The following is a 17,406-nucleotide window of genomic DNA, read 5'->3' on the forward strand; positions in this document are numbered from 1 at the left end:
AAACCTGCAATGCTCATTATCGGCGCTATGATGAGAAAACTAGTCCATGTCGCTTTGGGTGTATTGAAATCCGGAAAACCATTCGATGCTAGCTTGCATTTGGCTTGACAGGAATAACAGTATCTACCGCTTTACCGCTTTACTGCTCTATCTTCACTCAACATACTCAACCCTGTTCCTGCCTTGCTGCTTGGACCGGTACAAAGCCTGGTCGGCATGCGAGATCAATTCAGCGGCTGTCATCGGGTTTTGCGGATCAAAGGCGATGACGCCAAAACTGCTGGTGACGGCGATGGACTGCTGGTCGCTGATGGCGATCTCTTTTTCGCGGATTGATTTCAGCAATCTTTCGATGAGGCCTTTACCATGGCTGACGTCCAGCCCGGGGATGATGATCAGGAATTCTTCGCCACCATAGCGGCCAACGGCGTCAGACTGGCGCACTGTGGCATTCAGGCGGCGCACTACCTCGATCAATACGGCGTCGCCAGCGGGGTGGCCGTAAGTGTCGTTGATGCGCTTGAAGTGATCCAGGTCCAGCAGGGCCAATAGCAAGGGCGTTTGCTGGCGTTGGGCTTTGCCCAGTTCCATTTCCATCATTTCCAGCATGGCAGAACGGTTCCAGGCAGATGTCAAACCGTCCCGCAATGCGCGTACTTTGAGTTCTTCGCGGGACATTTCCAGCTCACGTGTGCGTTCTTTGACGATGGCTTCGGTACGGGCCTGTAGCGCTGTCAGCCTGCGCAGGCGATAGCTGTGCAGGATAAAAATCAGCATCAGCAATGCCACGGCTATCAGCATGTAAAACCAGGTTGTTCTCCACCACGGTGGCTGTATGATCAATGCCAGCGATTTGATCGCGGACGACTGCTGGGCATCAGTATTACTGACAAAGTACTCAAAGCGGTAGCTGCCAGGTTCAAGTGCGGTGTAGCGCACTTTGGGTGTCGTGGAACTTGACCAGTTTTCTTCCAGGCCACTGAGGCGGTAATGAAATTCCAGCGCACTGCGGTTCCTGAAGTTGAGACTCGCCAGCACCAGCTCCAGTGGCTGGGGTGACCAGGCCAGCTCCAGCGGCTTGTCGCTAGAGTAAGACTCTTCTCCGCGATGGATGTTTTCAATCAGGGTGTTGAGTTCAAGCTCTTTAAACAGCTTCTCAGGTTTGAGGATATGTGAAATGCCATTGCTGGTGGCAACCCACATTGCTGCATCGTTGTCCTCATAAAAGCTGTCGCCATTGGTTTCGTTCCAGACGAAGCCATTGCTTTGATTGAATAGCCGCCACTGCTTTTTATTCCATACGGCGATACCTGCATCCGTACCTGCCCATAACCAGCCGCGACTGTCTTCCAGCAAGGAAAAGATGATCTTGTTTTTTAATACGGGTGACTCTTGCTGCTGCAACTGCAAGACACCGTTGTTGACGCTTGCGCGTAACAAGCCCGCCTGGCGCGTGCCCAGCCACAAGTCATTCCCTGTAGTGCAACTGACGGCGGACATGTAAGGTGACTGCCCATTGAAGCTCACTTCGAATGTAGCCCAGTTCTTGCCATCAAAGCGCAGCAGGTGGTCGCGTGCAATAAACCAGATGTTGCCATTCGGACTCAGACACAGATCACGAAAATTCATGGCTTTGGGGATTTGTGGACTCTGCAAATTCTGCAAACCAGCGGGGCGCATGACATTGATTTTGCTGGCCTTGGTATCGATGACGAACAATCCATCCATGGTCGCCAGCCAGATCTTGCCTTGATGGTCGGACAGCATTCTAAAAATCTGCGGCAGACTTGCTACTTGTGCATAGACCCGGGTTTTCGCGTCGTAGCGCATCAGTTGCCCAGAGTAGGTGCCGCCCCACACTGTACCAGCCTGATCGACCACCATGCCTGACCACTGGTGGTTCAATGTTGTCAGCCCGTCTGTGATGCTGCTGAATTGCCGTTGACCAGGGCGCAGTTGCGCCGGGCCAGAGCGTGTACCTGCATGCAAAACGCCTTCTTTGTCCCTGGCCATGGACAGGGCAACGTCGTCAGGCATGCCTTGCGCCATGGTCCAGCTTTCCCAATTGCCAGACCCCAGCCATTTGATCAAACCTAGCCCGCGTGAACCTAGCCACATGCCACCATCTTTGTCGTACAGCAGGGCAGTCAGGCCGCCTGCTATTTTCAAACCATTTTTTCTGTCAAAATTTTCCCAGTGATCTATATTCCAGCGTATCAGTGACTGGTCAGCATTGCTCAGTATCCGTCCTTCAGCATCGGCAGATATCCAGGTCACCAGTCCTTTTTTATGCAGGATATCGCCTGGTGGCGTCCTGTCGATGAAGTGTTTTTCGCTGGCCTGGAGAACCACAATATGCTGCTCGCCCCTGGCCCAGAGTTGCCCGCTACGGTCGCGGTGAAAACCTAGCCACTGGTCGCCCGGCACACCTTGTGAAGCATCCCAGACATGAATCTGGCTGCCTGTGTACTGGCAAATCGATGAGCCGCAACCCAGCCAGAAATCACCATTTTTTTCACGATGGACACTCAATAAAGTATCGGGTGCCTGTTGCGCAAGACTTTGCTGGTTAGGGAACAGTATCTGTAATTGCGGCTGGCCCTGGGCCATGGTCAGTGCATACAGACGTTGCTGGCTGATGAAGAACAGGGTGCCGTCCGGTGACGAACTTAATTTTTGGCCGGGTGCAACCGGCAATTTTTTACCATGATCGAGGACAGGCTCAAACCGCTCGCCCTTCTTGAGATAGAGGCCGTCATTATTGCCGACCCATAGCCGCCGCTGCGCATCGACATGCAAGGTCGATACAAATGGATCTGGCAGGCCCTCTGCCTTGGCGTAGCGACGAAATTCAGCACCGTTGTAGCGAAATAGCCCGTTCTCTGTACCTACCCAGATATAGCCATCCCCATCGCTCTCCATGGCGCTGACCGACAGATTACTCAGGCCATCAAGCTGGGTGTAGTAGCGAAGCGGTATTTGTTGCGACCTGACTGGTGCAGCCCACATCACCAGTATCAAAAGGAACATCAACTCCAATATCATCCAACGAATAAAGCGAGGTAAAAATTTACCCTTGTAACGATACAATTTCGCAACTCCTTAAATTTGACGTGGCGTCATTTCCTTGACTATCTGGTGTGATTTGACATGCAAGCGAAATTTTTGGTCACGCAAATGTCATAGAGTTTCCGGTTTGAAATTGACCGGTTTTCCATGGTGAGGAAATTTTCTCAGCGGGGGAGAAGCATGTCACAAAAAAAATAAACATGCTACCTGCTTGAGCAGTTTCTGATGAACTAAGCGCCAACTTGCGCAGTAAGCTGTATAAAAACCTGCTTCATGGTCAATTATCGTTGCCGTGGCACAGATTATGTTTTCCTCGGGGGAATTTTGCATGTGATCACACAGCGCAGGCAGTAAGCCTAATGGAAATTAGAAAGTGTCACTTATGCGGTAAAAGACCTTGGGTATTTGTTACCTGCGTGTGAAAAAACAGCTGTGAAAGCTGATTTTTCATGATGTCGTGTCATTTTATTGAGTATCGTCACGGCGGCTTCGTGCTATTAAAAAGCAGCATGTCTGAGTAGATCAGTTGAAAACAAATTCAATGAACAAGGGATAACATTCATGCTTTCTATCCCTCATTCATTTTGACTAAGGTCAAGATTCTATTTCCCAGGTATTTGCTTCGTTGTTTTTACCGCATCGGTTTCTGAAAACTGAACGGCCTTGATACCGGTGGCCTGTTTTACTGGACGCGTTGGCGATGTGTCGACGAGGCTGCCAGTTGGCAATGGGTCTGCAAAGCCGCAATCGCTACCCGCATTTTTTTTGTCGATGTGAGCCTTTGACGGGCCGCACCTGGGACCCTTTTCACCACCAGGGCAACACCACAATTCTCCATCGTCACCGAGGACAAGCTTTCCTGGCGCTGCCATCGCATTGGTGCTGCCCATGATTGTTGTTGCCAACAAAAAAGCAGATGCAATTAAACTTTTATTTGTTTTAGAAAAAAATTGGCTGTTCATTTTAGTTCCTTAAAAGTGGCCTGATTGGAGTTAGATAGACCGGCCACAAAAAAGGTCTAGCTAATGATGTGCCGACAAAAGCGCAGCACAATTCTGTATTTCTTTTTCAAATTTCCCTCGACAATTTTTGATATTGAAACCTGTTTCTAAAAATATTGATGTGCTGTTTAATGCATCGTCTTGGATACACAAACGCAGCCGTTTGGATTGTCGTTGACAGTAAATTTTTTTATCTTCATCAATTTAAAAATGAAGTGATTTTCACGAGCGTCACAGTTCTAAATTTCCGAATAATGGCATGCAAAATGTGAATGAAAAATGCTGAATTGAAGAGCGTGTCGTGCCCTGTTTTTTTGATGAGAAAAGAAATAAAATACTTGAGAAAAAATCATGAATTATCTCAAACTGTCACCGGGATTTTTAACAGAAATTGCCTGCCATCTTTTGCGTAGATCGATCGCTATTTTATAAACGAAGATGGCGAATTAATATTGGTGCTAGCCTGGCCGACTGCATTCAAGAAATCAGAAAAGAAACACTGAGAGGATGAGAACTGCAGTAAATTTTTTTTGAATAATGTGGACACAAAAAATGCAGGACGCCGAAAATCAAGCGAAAGAAATTCAAAGTATGATAATTTCAACATCATAATCAGATAAAATTGACGTTGTTATCAGCAACAGGTACCAGATATTTTTTCTGCCCCATCTCAATGCCAGACTATCCAGCAAGGAAACCAATGCCTACTAGCCATGCACTACCCGTCATATTGAGTTTGCTGCTCTCATCACATGTAGTGGCTCAGGAAAAAGCTGCACTCCAGGCAGTCGATGAAATTTCATTGAACAACAAACTGCAAGCCATGTTCAACACCGCCTGCAACAAGGATGAATTCTCTGGTGTTTACCTGGTCGCAAAAGCTGGCAAGATCATCAGCGAGGCTGCATGTGGTGAAGCCAGCAAGCGCTATCATGTGGCGAACACGATAGACACCAGGTTCAATGTTGCCTCGATTGGCAAGATGTTTACGGCGGTTGGCATAGGCCAACTGGCAGATACGGGGCGTTTGTCGTATGCTGACCCGGTCAGCAAATATGTGGATGCAAGCTGGTTGCCGCCTGAAGTGGCGAAGAAAATCACCATAGGCCAGTTGTTGTCGCACACATCTGGCCTGGGTAATATTTTCAACAGCAAGTTTCTTAACGGTCCATATATGCAGATGGTCGCTATGCGAAACCTGGATGACTACAAGCCATTTACACGTGATGCGACACTGGAGTTTGCACCCGGCAGCAATTATTTGTACAGCAATATGGGCACGTTTTTACTCGGTGTCATCATAGAAAAAGCCTCGGGACAAAATTATTATGATTATGTGCGCCAGCATGTGTTTCTGGCGGCGGGCATGCATAGTACAGATAACTATATCAGGGATGAGGGAATAGAAAACCTCGCCACCGGCTACATCAGCACGCGAGGCGCGGCAGCCAGCAGGAAAGAAAACACCGTCCTGATACCATTGCGCGGCGGGCCGTATGGCCTGGGCTATTCGACCACGCATGATCTGCTGCGCTTTGCCGATGCACTGCAGGCAGACAAGTTGCTCAAGCCAGTAACGCGCCAGTTGTTCTGGCAAGACCACACAGGTGGGCGAGCAGACAAGGGCAGCTATGGATACTGCTTTGAGTTAAGCTCGGGCAAGCTGGGTAAAGTCGTGGGTCACAGCGGTCAGTTCACCGGGGTTTACGGCAAGCTCGATATGTATCTTGATGCTGGCTATACCGTGGTCGTGCTTTCCAACTATGAACCCGGCCTGCTTCCGCTTGCAGGGCGAATTGTGGCGGTGCTGGAAGGGTTGGCGGGACAACCTTAGCAAGCCAGGCTTCAGGCCCTGATGCAGCATCTTTAATCCAAGAGTGATCAGGCAAATCCAAGCATGAAAATTGTGATGCCTTGTTCAAGCTGGCATTAATCATCATTTTGCTGCCAGCTATGGCATGTGTGCCCCGCGCGGCTGGCTCAAAAATAGATGGACTTCAGTTTTTGTGTTTTGCCATAGTGCTCATCAAAGCCATACACATCCAGATGCACTTTGCCGCTGGCATGCACTTTAACGATGGCCCAGGCATACATGCGGTCTTGCGGCTTGCTGGTGTCGCTTGCCTTGGCCGAGAATGGCGAACCGCCTGAGCCTACCGTCACTTGCCATGCCTTGCCGCCAGTGGCAAGTGTCGGCTGCCAGGCATGGTAAATATGCTGGTGCCCGCAAAAATAAGTGGCCTGATAGCTTTCCACTACATCCCAGAAATTTTTCAGGTTATCAGGATAGATATCGAGCCCATCGAGGTTCACATCTGCTTTATAGAAATAGGTATAGGCGGGTTTGTGGCCGAATACAAAATAGTGTTTGGCGCCGCGCTCTTTGGCTTGTTTGAAATCTTCTGCCAGCCAGTGGGCAGGTGCATGGCCGTCATTGCCGACCGGGTCGGTATTGATGACGGCAAAATGGCTGTCGGCAAAGTCGAAAGAAAAACTCAGTTGCGACTGGCTGGTCTGGATATTGTCCGGGCCACCTACGACAGGGGCGTTATCAACCTGGAAAGCGGCAAGCTCTTTGCCAACGATGCTTTTCCAGCGCTCAGTGTCAACAATCAAATCTCCCATGTTTTCGCGCCAGATGTTTTCATTGGCGAGGCTGGCGGCCTTTTGGGTCTTGCCTGAGCTGTCTTTGCTGCGTTCCTGTACTTCATGGTTGCCGGGCACGGGTACCACATAGGTACCCGTCTCCATCATGTTGGCCACCATGCCGCGCCAGTAGGCATATTGCCGATTGAATGTGGCCTTGTCCGTCGTGTATCCCATGACCATGTCGCCGTTAAAAAACAAGGCATTGGGTCGCTGCACCTGTATCTCGCGCAATATGCGTGACAAGGCCCTGGTATTTTGTAGCCAGATCTGGTCTTGCCTGTTCAAATGCGGCCCTGGTTCGGCACGTGAATCACCCACTGTTGCAAACGAAACCAGCACCGGGTCTGGCTTGGCAGCAAACACGCTTTGCTGTACGAACAGGCTGGAGATTACAAAAGCAAGATTGGCTAGCAGCTGATGAGCTTGCGTGGCTGGTGTGATCGACATGGGGTGTCCGGCGAATTAAATATGCCGAGTATAAGAGAGCTATGTGACAGGAATAAAACAGCGATAAGAGCGCATTCAGCGCTGCTTTTAGTACCACCGTCACTGTGCTTGACAAGCGTGATAGTCTTGATATAGCCTTGGTGTTCAGTCTGATTCAGACTACCAATAATTTTTGACAACAATCATGCAAACTACTTTGTATCCACGCATAGCAAGTACGCCGGAGCCACGCTCCCTGCGTAGCCTCGCCTGTGGCTGCGCGGTTTTGTCGCTTGTTGCCAGCATTAATAATAATGATTCCAACTCGAATTCGGGCTGGGGTCGTTTCGCTGTAATTGATTAAATAGCGAGAACCACGATTCAAAAAGCCCGGAGATTCCGGGCTTTTTTCATTTCCGGAATCCGAAGGCGGCATTTTTATCAACCCGCAATCAAGGAGAAGGACATGTTTACATTCGATGAAATCGCAGTACAGGCAGGTAAAAAAGTAAGAGTAGAAGGCTTTGTGGCGACAACCCGCATACAGAGCAAAATGGCATTCGCCATTTTGCAGTCTGGCGCGAGCAAGGTGCAGGTCGTGGCATCGGGCGCGGCACGTGAGCAGGCAAAGGCCTTGATGCAGCAGGCGTATGCGGCAGTCGAAGGCATAGTCGTCGCATCGGCACAGGCACCTGGCGGCTTTGAGATACAGGCAGAGTCGCTGGAACTGATGTCACCGACGATACAGTGGCCTATATCCGCAGAGAGTGACATTGGCACCAGGCTGGCATGGCCGGCAGCGCGTTTCCGTGATCGCAAAGAGGCGCTGGCGTTGATAGTGCAAAGCGAAATCGAAAGTGAAATGACCAGCTATCTGAGGAGCCAGGGCTTCATTGGCATACATTCACCCAAGCTCATGGGTGCGCCGTCTGAGTCAGGCTCAGAAGTATTTGAAGTGAAGTACTTTGGTGAGCGGGCTTATCTTGCCCAGTCACCACAGATATACAAGCAAATTGCCATCATGGCAGGCCTGGGCAAGATTTATGAAGTCGGCCCGGTATTCAGGGCAGAACCCAGTTTTTCTTCGCGCCACGCGACCGAGTTCATCTCCTTCGACGTTGAGCTGGAAGGTGTTAAAAGCGAGCTTGAGATCATCGCTCTTGAGTGTGCGATGATCACTGAAGCTTTGGCGCAGGTAATCGCCAGAATGGGGCCAGAGCTGGCATTGCACTATCCCAAAGCAACGGTTCCGGCCACCTGCCATATCCTCGAATTTGCAGAAGCTCAAGCCTTGCTTGGCGTATCTGGGGAAGAATCACTCAGCGCCGAGGAGGAACGAAAACTGGGTGCGATGATGCAGGAGCAGGGTCACGAACTGGTGGCGCTGACCCGAGTACCATGGAAGCAAAGACCGTTCTACCACATGCGCGAAGGTGAACACCTGACCCGGAGTTTTGAGTTGCTGTATCGCGGCGTTGAAATTACCACGGGTGCCATACGCGAGCACAGGTATGATGTCCTGATGGCGCAACTCGCAGAAAAAGGGTTGACAGGCAAGGGCCTGGAGTTCTATCTGGAGTCATTCAAACTGGCAGCACCACCGCACGGCGGCTTTGGCCTGGGCCTGGCCCGTTTGACGGCATTGTTCCTTGGTTTGCCAGGGATAAAAGAAGCGACATTTATCCATCGAGGGCCAGGGCGCTTGTCGCCCTGAGCGCGGATTGCTGGCTGATCTTAAGGAGGCTTAAGCAGGCTTAGGCAGGCGCAGATGGAGTGGTGCAGAGTAAGACACCTGCGCCCTGGTTTAAAACGTCGATTCCCATTGCGCATTGCCACTTCTGTCAGTCGCGCCATAGATGGTACGTGCAACGGCGCACAATGCCATGACTTGTACCATCAACAGATACCATCCCGCTTCACCGGCGGCGACGGCGTCCTGGGTATGGCTATTGAGGCTCATGGCGTGCTTGACCCTGGTGACGTAGAGTGAAATGAATTCCATGAATGAAGCGGGTGATGGATGTGCGACCTTGCCCATGAAGTAGAAAGACAGGTAGATGCCCAAGAAAATCTGCAAGACGAAAGCTACGGCAGCCAGCAGTAAAAAGGCAAAGTCTATGCGGCGGGCTGGAAACTTGAAATGGTTTGCGACCAGGTAAAACCCGCTCAGGGCACAAAACCCCATGAGGAGCGCACCTATGGGCAGGAACACCAGATAAGAAAATGAAAAAAGATTCAGGCCAGTACCACGCCAGACCATGGTATTGATCATGCTCACCAGCAAAGAGCTGATCAGGCAACATGCCCAGGCGAGGGGTCTTGCGTATGGAGAGAGGGATGTCACTGGCTGGCCTTGATGTGGGTAAGGGTACTGGATTTTTATCTGTCCTGCAGCAGGACAAAATTTTGCGCGATATTATCTGGATGCTAAAGTGGCGTCAAGGTTCAGCGTTTGTGTGAGCAGATTGGAAGTGGCAGATATTCAATCTGCAAAATCATTTGCCATTTCAGGAGTACGGATTTTACGCAGATGGATCCCAGCCTGCGCTGGGATGACATTGCGATGGGTGGGGATCATTAAACTCTACGGTGCTAATCTGCCCCCCTACCTTAAAGTCGTCATTCCAGCGCAGGCTGGAATCTACCGGGCTGGCGCGCCAGCGGCGTTCGTCGCATTGGTATATCGTTGTTATTGCCGTATCGCCCTGTAGTAGGGTGCGCCGTGCGCACCATTTTTTTTCCGGCGATTTGAAAGTGCAAACGATGCGCATAGCGCACCCTACTGGTTAATCAAATGCAGCGGCAATGGCATCTTGTGTTTATCCAAAAACCCGATCACCGCCATCCCATTTTCACAAAGCCCCCACCCAGGCCAGCGCATCATCTGCAAAATGCCGCAACAAGCGCGCCAGCTCGCGTACGTCTTCTTTTTTCCAATCACTCAGCATTTTTTCTATGATTTTTTGACGCGCGCTATCCAGCGCATCTGTCATGACGCGACCTTGCTCGGTAATGACGGCGGCCTTGACGCGGCCATCCTGCGGGCTGGGGCAGCGGCTGACCAGGCCCAGGCTGTCGAGTTTGGCGATCTGGCGGCTGACGGTGCTGTGGTCGCGCCCCACCAGTTCTGCCAGTTCTACTATGCCTATCGGCCCCAGGCGTTCTATGCGTACCAGCAAGGGGAAGAGGGCGCGGTCAAGATCGATACCCGCCGCCGCAATGAGGGCCGCATCAGGCTGCGGGCGGTTCAGCACGCCGGTGATATCCATCAGGGCACCGCGCAATTCGCCGATTTCTTTCTTCATTTTTTCTTGTCCTTGCTTAATTCAATATATGTGTATAATGCACGCATATTCAGAGCATCCATTTTGGCCTAGCCTGAATAATTTCAGCAAAGGATAGCAGATATGAAAGCAGCAATCGTAGTAGAAGCAGGCAAACCACCCGTCTATGGTGATTTCAAGGAGCCAGTCGCAGGCGATGGCGAGGTGATTGTCAAGGTGGTGGCGGCAGCGCTCAGCCCTGTGGTCAAGAGCCGTGCTTCGGGCAGGCATTACAGCTCTGCAGGCAGCCTGCCGTTTGTGGTGGGTGTGGATGGTGTGGGCCGTCTGGAGGATGGCAGCCGCGTCTATTTTGCCTTGCCGCAAGCGCCATTTGGCAGCATGGCAGAAAAAACCGTGGTCAGGGCCGCGCAATGCATCGCCTTGCCAGATGCGCTCGATGATATCAAGGCGGCAGCCATCGCCAACCCCGGCATGTCTGCCTGGGCGGCAATGCAGGAGCGGGCAAAACTGGTGGCGGGCGAAACCGTGCTGATCAATGGCGCAACCGGCACGGCGGGGCGTTTGGCGGTGCAAATCGCCAAGTACCTGGGCGCAAAGAAAGTCATTGCCACAGGCCGTAACAAGCAAGCGCTGGAAGCATTGCAAGCCATAGGTGCAGATGTGGTGATCCCTCTTGGTGATGACAGGCAAGCCATGGAAGTTGCCTTCAAACAGCAATTTGCCGAAGGTGTTGATGTGGTAGTCGATTACCTGTGGGGGCAGAGCGCAGAGTTGCTCCTCATCGCTGCGGCCAAGGCTGGTAAAGAAGCGGTGCCCATGCGCTTCGTGCAAGTAGGTTCTGTCAGTGGTGAAGAGATCAATCTGCCGAGTGCGGTACTGCGCTCATCGGCAATTGTGCTGATGGGCAGCGGCATAGGCAGCATCCCGCCTCAGCGTCTGTTCAAATCGATAGGCGAAGTGCTGCATGCTGCAGTACCGGGTGGTTTTGAGATTGCGGTGGCGACGGCGGCCTTATCTGCGGTAGAAGAAAATTGGGACAAGGATGCAAACTTGCCGCGCCTGGTGTTTACCATGGATTGAAGCTTTGCTGAAAGCAGCGTCCGCATAAATCTGCTTGAACAAGCGAATTGTTTACCGTATCTTTGCTGTCTGTACAAACGATGCAAACGGTGGATATTGGCATGGAAATCAGTTTCGCAAAATATCAGGCGCTTGGTAATGCCTATCTGGTGCTTGATGCCGGAGCGATAGACCTGGGCATGGATGAAATCATGCGCCTGTGCGATTTCCGGAATGGCATAGGCAGTGACGGTGTGCTGTTTGGCCCCAGCTATCCGGATGATGCTGATTTTGGTTTGCGCATCATCAATCCGGATGGCAGCGAGGCCGAGAAAAGCGGCAATGGCTTGCGTATCTTTTGTCAGTATCTGTATGACCAGGGTCTGGTTGGCAAGCAGGTGTTCACAGTCAAGACCAGGGGCGGCATCGTGCAGGCCAGGGTTTTTGCTGAGCAGCAATTAGTGGAAGTGTCGATGGGGCAGGTGAGTTTCCAGGCAGAGCAGATACCGGTACTTGGCCCCGCCCGTGAAGTTTTGCTGGAAGAGATAGCTCTTGGCGAGCGCACCGTGCAGGTATCTTGCGCCACCATAGGCAATCCGCATTGCGTGGTGCTGACAAAGCAACCTGATGAAGCCGTGGCGAGAGAACTTGGCCCCTTGCTGGAACAACATCCACTCTTCCCCAATCGCAGTAATGTACAGTTCTTGCGGGTGATAGACCGCCAGAACATACAAATAGAAATCTGGGAACGCGGTGCCGGTTACACCCATGCATCTGGCAGCAGCAGTTGCGCAGCCGCTGCAGTGGCGCATAAACTGGGGCTGGTTGATGCAAACCTGACGGTGCATATGCGGGGTGGAGACATCGATATTGTCATTTCACCGGAATTTGAAGTGATGATGACGGGGCCTGTGCTGGCGGTGTGCCATGGCAAGGTGGTGGTGCATGGATAGTTTTGGTTTTGCTGGAGGCAACAAATTATGCTCTAATGGTATATTAATTTTCATTTTCGGTGCTTTGTAACGTACCCTATCGTATTGCAATATCACGAATTTTTGCACTATACACAAACAACATGCACTCGACTGTCCTCTTCGACATAACAAACACTGCATATGACACGAGCTTGTTTTTTAACGCCGGGTTCATCATTGTTGTGATTGGATGCGTGATGCTCCTTGCTGATGCATGGCGAAAACGTTGGGGCTATCCTCCGATGAATTGGCGTGGCCGGGGAGCAGTGTCTTCACCTGCTTTTCCATTCAAGGTGATGGGGGCTGGTATGCTAATCAGTGTGTTGATCATCGCAAAAACATATTACGACTATCAATCATTACGTTCAGCCTACGAGAGCGGAAGCTGTAAATTGATTGATGGTACGATAAAGAACTTTCATCCGGGCCTGCGAGTGAAGGGCAAGGGAAATGAAAGTTTTGACGTTGGCGATGCCCACTTGGCATACTCGGCTTTTGATTCGTCACCTGGTTTTCACCAGGCCAAAGGCAATGGCGGGCTCATGATGGATGGTCTTCATATACGGGTACAGCGCTGTGGCTCAGATATTGCGCGGCTTGAGATTATCGACAACCCCTAGCCGCATTTGAGTGCGCAACATACCCCTCATTTTTACACATTGCATGTCACATGTAATGGACTGAAAAACTCGTGATGCAGGATACATTGCAAAGCGCAATATGAGATCATCGCATGTCAAAAATAAATATTTTCACCTAGAATATCGTAATCATGTGTCTCGCACATTTGATCTTCTATGATCGCAACAGCGACCAAAAATCCCCATTATTTCCAAAATAGTAATACACTGCTGCCTTTAGCTCGCGGTGTTTTTGTTGGCGTGAATGAGAATGGCAATGATCAGTTTTTTTGCCATCGGCTTTATTGACGCAAGATACCCTGCCGCACATAAAAACGCTTTAAGGAATTTAATGATCAAAGTCACACAACTACAATTTGATTATGGGAAGAAGCACGTCTATGACGACTTTTCGCTGACATTGAACAAGCCCGGCGTGTATGGCTTGTTTGGCCGTAATGGCAGTGGCAAATCGACGCTGCTCAAAATTTTGTCGGGCTTGCTATTCCCGCATGGCGGGCAGGTAGAAGTGCTTGGTTACAGACCCGCAGCACGCTTGCCAACCTTTTTAGAGCAGGTCTATGTCGTGCCGGAAGAATTTCATCTTCCCGATATCAACCTGGCAGTTTTGTATAAAACCCATGCGCCGTTTTATCCGCGCTTTTCTGGCAGTGATTTTCTAAATTACGCAGAGATTTTTGAAATCCCGCGTGACAAAGGTTTTGCTGCCATGAGCCTGGGGCAAAAAAAGAAGGCCGTGATTGCCTTTGCGCTGGCAACGCACACACCCTTGCTGCTGATGGATGAACCGACCAATGGTCTCGACATCGTCGGGCGCTCGCAATTCAAGACTATCCTTGGTGGCAAGGAGCATGCCGGTCGTACGGTGATCATCAGCACCCACCAGGCACATGACCTGGAAAGCCTGATGAATCATGTACTGTTCGTTGATAGCGGCAAGCTTGCGCTGTCGGCCAGTATGGAGACGCTGCAACGTGCCTTGCACCTGGGGGTGGCTGATAATCAGGCTGACACAGCCAGCAGTATTTATCAGGAAGCTTACGGTCACCAATGGGCCTATGTAAGCCGCAATGCAGGCACCGCGCCGGGTGTGATCAATCTTGAATTGCTTTACAAGGCCTTGAGCATCAACAAACAAGGTGTGCTTGATGCAGTGGCGAGTTATCTGGACGCAAAAAGTGCAACAAATGTAGCAGACGCAGGAAACGCAGCGAGGGATGCGCAATGACGGATTTTTTTGATATCAACCGCTTCGGCCGCTTGCTACGTGCGCATTGGGCCGAGAGCTGGCGGGAATATGCCTGGTTTGCCGGTGCGCTGGTGATGCTGGATTTGATTGCCATGGCGATTTCTTTTAGTACGGACTCTGGCAACGTATACTGGGCTTTCCAGTTCCAGGGACAAACCATGTGGTATATGACTGGTTTGTTTTTTTCGGCGGTCATTTTCGCTGGCCGCTATTTCAAATACCTGCTGAATCCAGGTGCCAGCCTGATTGCACTGATGCGTCCTGCCTCAGTGTTTGAGAAATGGCTGATGGCTTTTCTGGTGATCAGCATTTTTTATCCCATGGTCTTTAGCTTGCTTTATGTGTTGTTCAACTATCCTGCCGTCCAGTTGGCCAAGACTCTGGCACTGCAATTGCCACGCTGTGAATCCTGCTCCGGGAATTTTCATTTCTACTTTCCCTTCGTGACGAAAGAGGCGGCGCTGAAGGGACTGAACAATGGAGAACATGCCCTGGCACCACAGTTATTTTTCTTTTTGTCTCTTTCCGCTGCGCAAGCGCTGATCGCGGGGGGAACGGCATTTTTCAAACGCTCTCCTGTGTTGCGCACGATATTGTTTTCGTTTTTGCTGTTCATCGTATCGAGCTGGGTAATAGGTTCTCCGCAATTGGGCATCTTTACCACACATTATGGCGAAAATGACCCACACTACAGTGCGATGGAATACGGACTTTCAGTGGGTTTGTGGCTGGGTGTGCCCTTGTTGTTGTGGACTGCCCTATTTTTCCACATTAAAGAACGGGAGGTCGCATGATGACCCGTTATTTTTCCAAAGTTGGCGTATGGATTTTCATATTTGCCGTGGCCTGGTATCTGGCAGGCAATTATTTTCTTGATCGTCTGAAAAAAGAACAAGTTGCCTACGCAGAGAGCATGCACGTAAAGGAACAGCACGCAGATATTGGCAGCAATAGCAGAGCGGTGATACGCGCACTGGGCGATGATTTTCGTGTGTCGCATATCAAACTCGTTTTTGATCCTGCTGCATCGCAGGCATCAATCAATAACGAGGACATGCAGGTTGCCGCCAGCACGCAATTTGTTGATGGTGTTTTCAATATCACCTTCAGTAAAGCAGTGGCACCGATGGATCATCACAAGAAAATGATTACTGAAATTCGTCTGCCATCTTCTGTCAACAAGGTAGAAATAGCGGGCATTGATGCAGTTGAAATTTCTGGCAGCTTGCCCGCACCCGCTGCCGAACTGGTACTGGAAAATCTGGGCTGCACAGCAAAGATAAATATAGAACAGTTGCAGGTCAACCGACTTAAACTGGTGGCCAGTTGCCAGATTCCGCCGAAAAATGAATGCTGCTCAACTCAATTTAATTTGAGCGAACAAATACAGATCGGGAAGCTGGAAGTTGTGATGCAACACGGTAGTCTGGATTATTCGGGTAGCAAAGTGCCACAGGAAACTCTGTTGAATGTTGGGGATAATGTGAGCATTACAGGTCGACGTGAATTTTTGCAATCGCTACGATTTGGTAATGGTTCGCGGTGACGCATATGAATCAGTCTGGCAGGGTGCGTTGGGTTTGTTATAACGCTCCTTACCAGATGCAACGCACATGCATTCAGGTAAATACCATGAATTTGGGCGCAACGGATTACGCCGCGTGATGAGGTTTGATCATGGATATTTGCTTGAGTTGCATAGGCTGGGTTGCGTATAACAAGTAATTTTCCCTGACAACGGATATTTGCTTGGAAGACATCATATGAAGACTGTTCTCACGTATAAAAAGCTGCTTGTCGTATGCATGGCGTCGTTATTAAGCCTGCCCCCTGTAACTGGCCTGACGCAAACAAACGATGCTGAAAAACGTGTCCTGTTTGCCAAGGCTGCTGCAGGTGATAAGGCCGCTATCGATATCCTGCGTCACAATGCTGAGCGAGGTGGCGCAGATGCGCAGAACGTTCTTGGGGCTCTGTATTTTCAGGGTATAGGCGGGAAATCTGATTATGTAGAGGCATTGAAATGGTCGCAGAAAGCGGCTGCTCAGGGCGATGCGCTTGCGCAAAATAATCTCGGTTTGATGTATGCCCAAGGCTTGGGCGTGACAAAAAACGATGCCGAAGCATTGAAATGGTTTCGCAAGTCAGCCGCTCAAGGCAATGCGCAGGCAAAATTGAGTCTGGGATTTATTTATGCCAATGGCGTTGGCGTTGCCCGCAACCCTGGAGAAGGATATAACTGGACACGCCAGGCTGCTGAACAGGGGCTGCCCATTGCACAGAATAATCTGGCATCCATGTATCTGAGCGGCACCGGTACTGAACGCAATACGACTGAGGCAGTGACGTGGTTTCGCAAGGCAGCAGCGCAGGGCCTGGCATTGGCGCAATACAACCTTGCCTTGCAATATGCAGAGGGCAAGATTATCCAGCAAGACTTTATACAAGCGACCAATTTATACCGTGCGGCCGCTGAGCAGGGGCTTGTCACAGCACAGTACAATTTGGGTATGGCATATGTGAATGGCACCGGTGTTCCCAAGGTCGATGCCGTGGCCGTGTCGTGGTTTCGCAAAGCTGCCGAACAAGGCTATGTACCAGCGCAAAATGCAGTTGGTGCAATGTATGGCTTGGGGCAAGGGGTACCTGCCGACCCTGTTCACGCATGCAAATGGCTGGTTATTGCACAGATCATGGCTACACCGGGAAGTGCTGAATACAATAATGCGACAAACAACTTCAACATCATCAGCAAGCCCTTGTTGCCAGCACAGCGCAAACAGGTGCAACAAGACGCTGCGCAGTGGGTTGCGCAATTCAAGGCACAGCATAGTCCAGCACCAGCTTATCTGATTCAGTGACGAGTCTACAGGTGGCACGATATGCGGTAAAAATGTCGAAAAGCGATACGCGCGGCGCAGCCTGCAGAATACGCCTATCCTCAAGGTCGGCATCGTCGTAACGTGGGGCGCATTGCAATGCGCCGCATGTGTTCATCGCACTCTCAAGAAAAATATCTCTGCCGTGGACGACGTGTACATGCGGCGCAATATA

The 17,406-nt window shown here is 50.6% G+C and carries 14 protein-coding genes and 2 pseudogenes; 11 read left to right on the forward strand and 5 right to left on the reverse strand.

All coding sequences use genetic code 11. From position 1 onward, the window contains the following. A pseudogene (locus ACO0LD_RS18055) lies at positions 1–108 on the forward strand (IS110 family transposase); the annotation flags it as partial. Between the two features lie 45 nt (positions 109–153). On the opposite strand, the gene ACO0LD_RS18060 reads toward ACO0LD_RS18055, so the two are convergent. Together ACO0LD_RS18060 and ACO0LD_RS18065 are read right to left on the reverse strand one after the other, a co-directional pair. Then, positions 154–3,030: a ligand-binding sensor domain-containing protein gene (locus ACO0LD_RS18060; protein WP_423009285.1), complete on the reverse strand. Its 2,877-nt coding sequence runs from the start codon at positions 3,028–3,030 to the stop codon at positions 154–156. Between the two features lie 641 nt (positions 3,031–3,671). Then, positions 3,672–4,031 carry a hypothetical protein gene (locus ACO0LD_RS18065; protein ID WP_423009287.1) on the reverse strand — a complete coding sequence of 120 codons (360 nt, stop codon included), beginning with the start codon at positions 4,029–4,031 and terminating at the stop codon, positions 3,672–3,674. 739 nt (positions 4,032–4,770) lie between these two features. Here ACO0LD_RS18065 and ACO0LD_RS18070 point away from each other — a divergent pair. Further along, a complete protein-coding gene (locus ACO0LD_RS18070; protein ID WP_423009289.1) occupies positions 4,771–5,904 on the forward strand; it encodes a serine hydrolase domain-containing protein in 1,134 nt (377 codons plus the stop codon). Between the two features lie 146 nt (positions 5,905–6,050). On the opposite strand, the gene ACO0LD_RS18075 is transcribed toward ACO0LD_RS18070, so the two are convergent. Next, entirely contained in the window at positions 6,051–7,166 is a 1,116-nt protein-coding gene (locus tag ACO0LD_RS18075) for a metallophosphoesterase family protein (RefSeq protein WP_423009291.1), read from the reverse strand. A gap of 184 nt (positions 7,167–7,350) precedes the next feature. Between ACO0LD_RS18075 and ACO0LD_RS18080 the strand changes: the two genes are divergently transcribed. Both ACO0LD_RS18080 and ACO0LD_RS18085 read left to right on the forward strand, forming a co-directional pair. After that, a complete protein-coding gene (locus ACO0LD_RS18080) occupies positions 7,351–7,509 on the forward strand; it encodes a hypothetical protein (RefSeq protein ID WP_423009293.1) in 159 nt (52 codons plus the stop codon). A gap of 102 nt (positions 7,510–7,611) precedes the next feature. Next, complete coding sequence (locus ACO0LD_RS18085) at positions 7,612–8,859, forward strand: amino acid--tRNA ligase-related protein (RefSeq protein ID WP_423009295.1); 1,248 nt, start codon at positions 7,612–7,614, stop codon at positions 8,857–8,859. 90 nt (positions 8,860–8,949) lie between these two features. On the opposite strand, the gene ACO0LD_RS18090 is transcribed toward ACO0LD_RS18085, so the two are convergent. Both ACO0LD_RS18090 and ACO0LD_RS18095 read right to left on the reverse strand, forming a co-directional pair. Then, the gene (locus ACO0LD_RS18090; RefSeq protein ID WP_423009297.1) at positions 8,950–9,417 is read right to left on the reverse strand and encodes a hypothetical protein; all 468 of its coding nucleotides are present in this window, start codon (positions 9,415–9,417) and stop codon (positions 8,950–8,952) included. A gap of 580 nt (positions 9,418–9,997) precedes the next feature. Continuing rightward, positions 9,998–10,450 (reverse strand): MarR family winged helix-turn-helix transcriptional regulator, encoded by a 453-nt coding sequence (locus ACO0LD_RS18095; protein ID WP_162060311.1) that lies wholly within the window; start codon positions 10,448–10,450, stop codon positions 9,998–10,000. Between the two features lie 102 nt (positions 10,451–10,552). Here ACO0LD_RS18095 and ACO0LD_RS18100 point away from each other — a divergent pair, with 102 nt between their 5' ends. The 7 genes and pseudogenes from ACO0LD_RS18100 to ACO0LD_RS18130 all read left to right on the forward strand — a co-directional run bounded on the left by ACO0LD_RS18100 (position 10,553) and on the right by ACO0LD_RS18130 (position 17,213). Further along, positions 10,553–11,509 (forward strand): quinone oxidoreductase family protein, encoded by a 957-nt coding sequence (locus ACO0LD_RS18100; RefSeq protein ID WP_423009299.1) that lies wholly within the window; start codon positions 10,553–10,555, stop codon positions 11,507–11,509. Positions 11,510–11,610: 101 nt separating this feature from the next. After that, entirely contained in the window at positions 11,611–12,441 is an 831-nt protein-coding gene (gene dapF / locus ACO0LD_RS18105) for a diaminopimelate epimerase (protein WP_423009301.1), read from the forward strand. Positions 12,442–12,614: 173 nt separating this feature from the next. Beyond that, positions 12,615–13,082, forward strand: a complete 468-nt coding sequence (locus ACO0LD_RS18110; protein WP_423009303.1) for a hypothetical protein — start codon at positions 12,615–12,617, stop codon at positions 13,080–13,082. 451 nt (positions 13,083–13,533) lie between these two features. Further along, positions 13,534–14,331, forward strand: a pseudogene (locus ACO0LD_RS18115) (ATP-binding cassette domain-containing protein); the annotation flags it as partial. Further along, complete coding sequence (locus ACO0LD_RS18120; protein ID WP_423009305.1) at positions 14,328–15,146, forward strand: hypothetical protein; 819 nt, start codon at positions 14,328–14,330, stop codon at positions 15,144–15,146. The pseudogene ACO0LD_RS18115 and the gene ACO0LD_RS18120, both read left to right, overlap by 4 nt. After that, on the forward strand, positions 15,143–15,898 hold the full coding sequence (locus ACO0LD_RS18125) for a hypothetical protein (RefSeq protein ID WP_423009307.1): 756 nt from the start codon (positions 15,143–15,145) through the stop codon (positions 15,896–15,898). Before ACO0LD_RS18120 ends, ACO0LD_RS18125 begins: the two co-directional genes overlap by 4 nt. Before the next feature lie 217 nt (positions 15,899–16,115). Beyond that, entirely contained in the window at positions 16,116–17,213 is a 1,098-nt protein-coding gene (locus tag ACO0LD_RS18130; RefSeq protein ID WP_423009309.1) for an SEL1-like repeat protein, read from the forward strand. Positions 17,214–17,406 lie beyond the last annotated feature (193 nt).

The organism is Undibacterium sp. Ji83W (genome assembly GCF_049340385.1).
In the GTDB taxonomy this organism is placed as follows: Bacteria; Pseudomonadota; Gammaproteobacteria; order Burkholderiales; family Burkholderiaceae_D; genus Undibacterium.

Excerpts from the sequence above, each read along its gene's own strand:
- ACO0LD_RS18130 (WP_423009309.1), top strand. The coding sequence starts at position 16,116 with ATGAAGACTGTTCTCACGTATAAAAAGCTGCTTGTCGTATGCATGGCG.
- ACO0LD_RS18120 (WP_423009305.1), top strand. The coding sequence starts at position 14,328 with ATGACGGATTTTTTTGATATCAACCGCTTCGGCCGCTTGCTACGTGCG.
- ACO0LD_RS18080 (WP_423009293.1), top strand. The coding sequence starts at position 7,351 with ATGCAAACTACTTTGTATCCACGCATAGCAAGTACGCCGGAGCCACGC.
- ACO0LD_RS18100 (WP_423009299.1), top strand. The coding sequence starts at position 10,553 with ATGAAAGCAGCAATCGTAGTAGAAGCAGGCAAACCACCCGTCTATGGT.
- ACO0LD_RS18085 (WP_423009295.1), top strand. The coding sequence starts at position 7,612 with ATGTTTACATTCGATGAAATCGCAGTACAGGCAGGTAAAAAAGTAAGA.
- ACO0LD_RS18065 (WP_423009287.1), bottom strand. The coding sequence starts at position 4,031 with ATGAACAGCCAATTTTTTTCTAAAACAAATAAAAGTTTAATTGCATCT.
- ACO0LD_RS18090 (WP_423009297.1), bottom strand. The coding sequence starts at position 9,417 with ATGATCAATACCATGGTCTGGCGTGGTACTGGCCTGAATCTTTTTTCA.
- ACO0LD_RS18075 (WP_423009291.1), bottom strand. The coding sequence starts at position 7,166 with ATGTCGATCACACCAGCCACGCAAGCTCATCAGCTGCTAGCCAATCTT.
- dapF (WP_423009301.1), top strand. The coding sequence starts at position 11,611 with ATGGAAATCAGTTTCGCAAAATATCAGGCGCTTGGTAATGCCTATCTG.
- ACO0LD_RS18060 (WP_423009285.1), bottom strand. The coding sequence starts at position 3,030 with ATGTTCCTTTTGATACTGGTGATGTGGGCTGCACCAGTCAGGTCGCAA.
- ACO0LD_RS18095 (WP_162060311.1), bottom strand. The coding sequence starts at position 10,450 with ATGAAGAAAGAAATCGGCGAATTGCGCGGTGCCCTGATGGATATCACC.
- ACO0LD_RS18070 (WP_423009289.1), top strand. The coding sequence starts at position 4,771 with ATGCCTACTAGCCATGCACTACCCGTCATATTGAGTTTGCTGCTCTCA.
- ACO0LD_RS18125 (WP_423009307.1), top strand. The coding sequence starts at position 15,143 with ATGATGACCCGTTATTTTTCCAAAGTTGGCGTATGGATTTTCATATTT.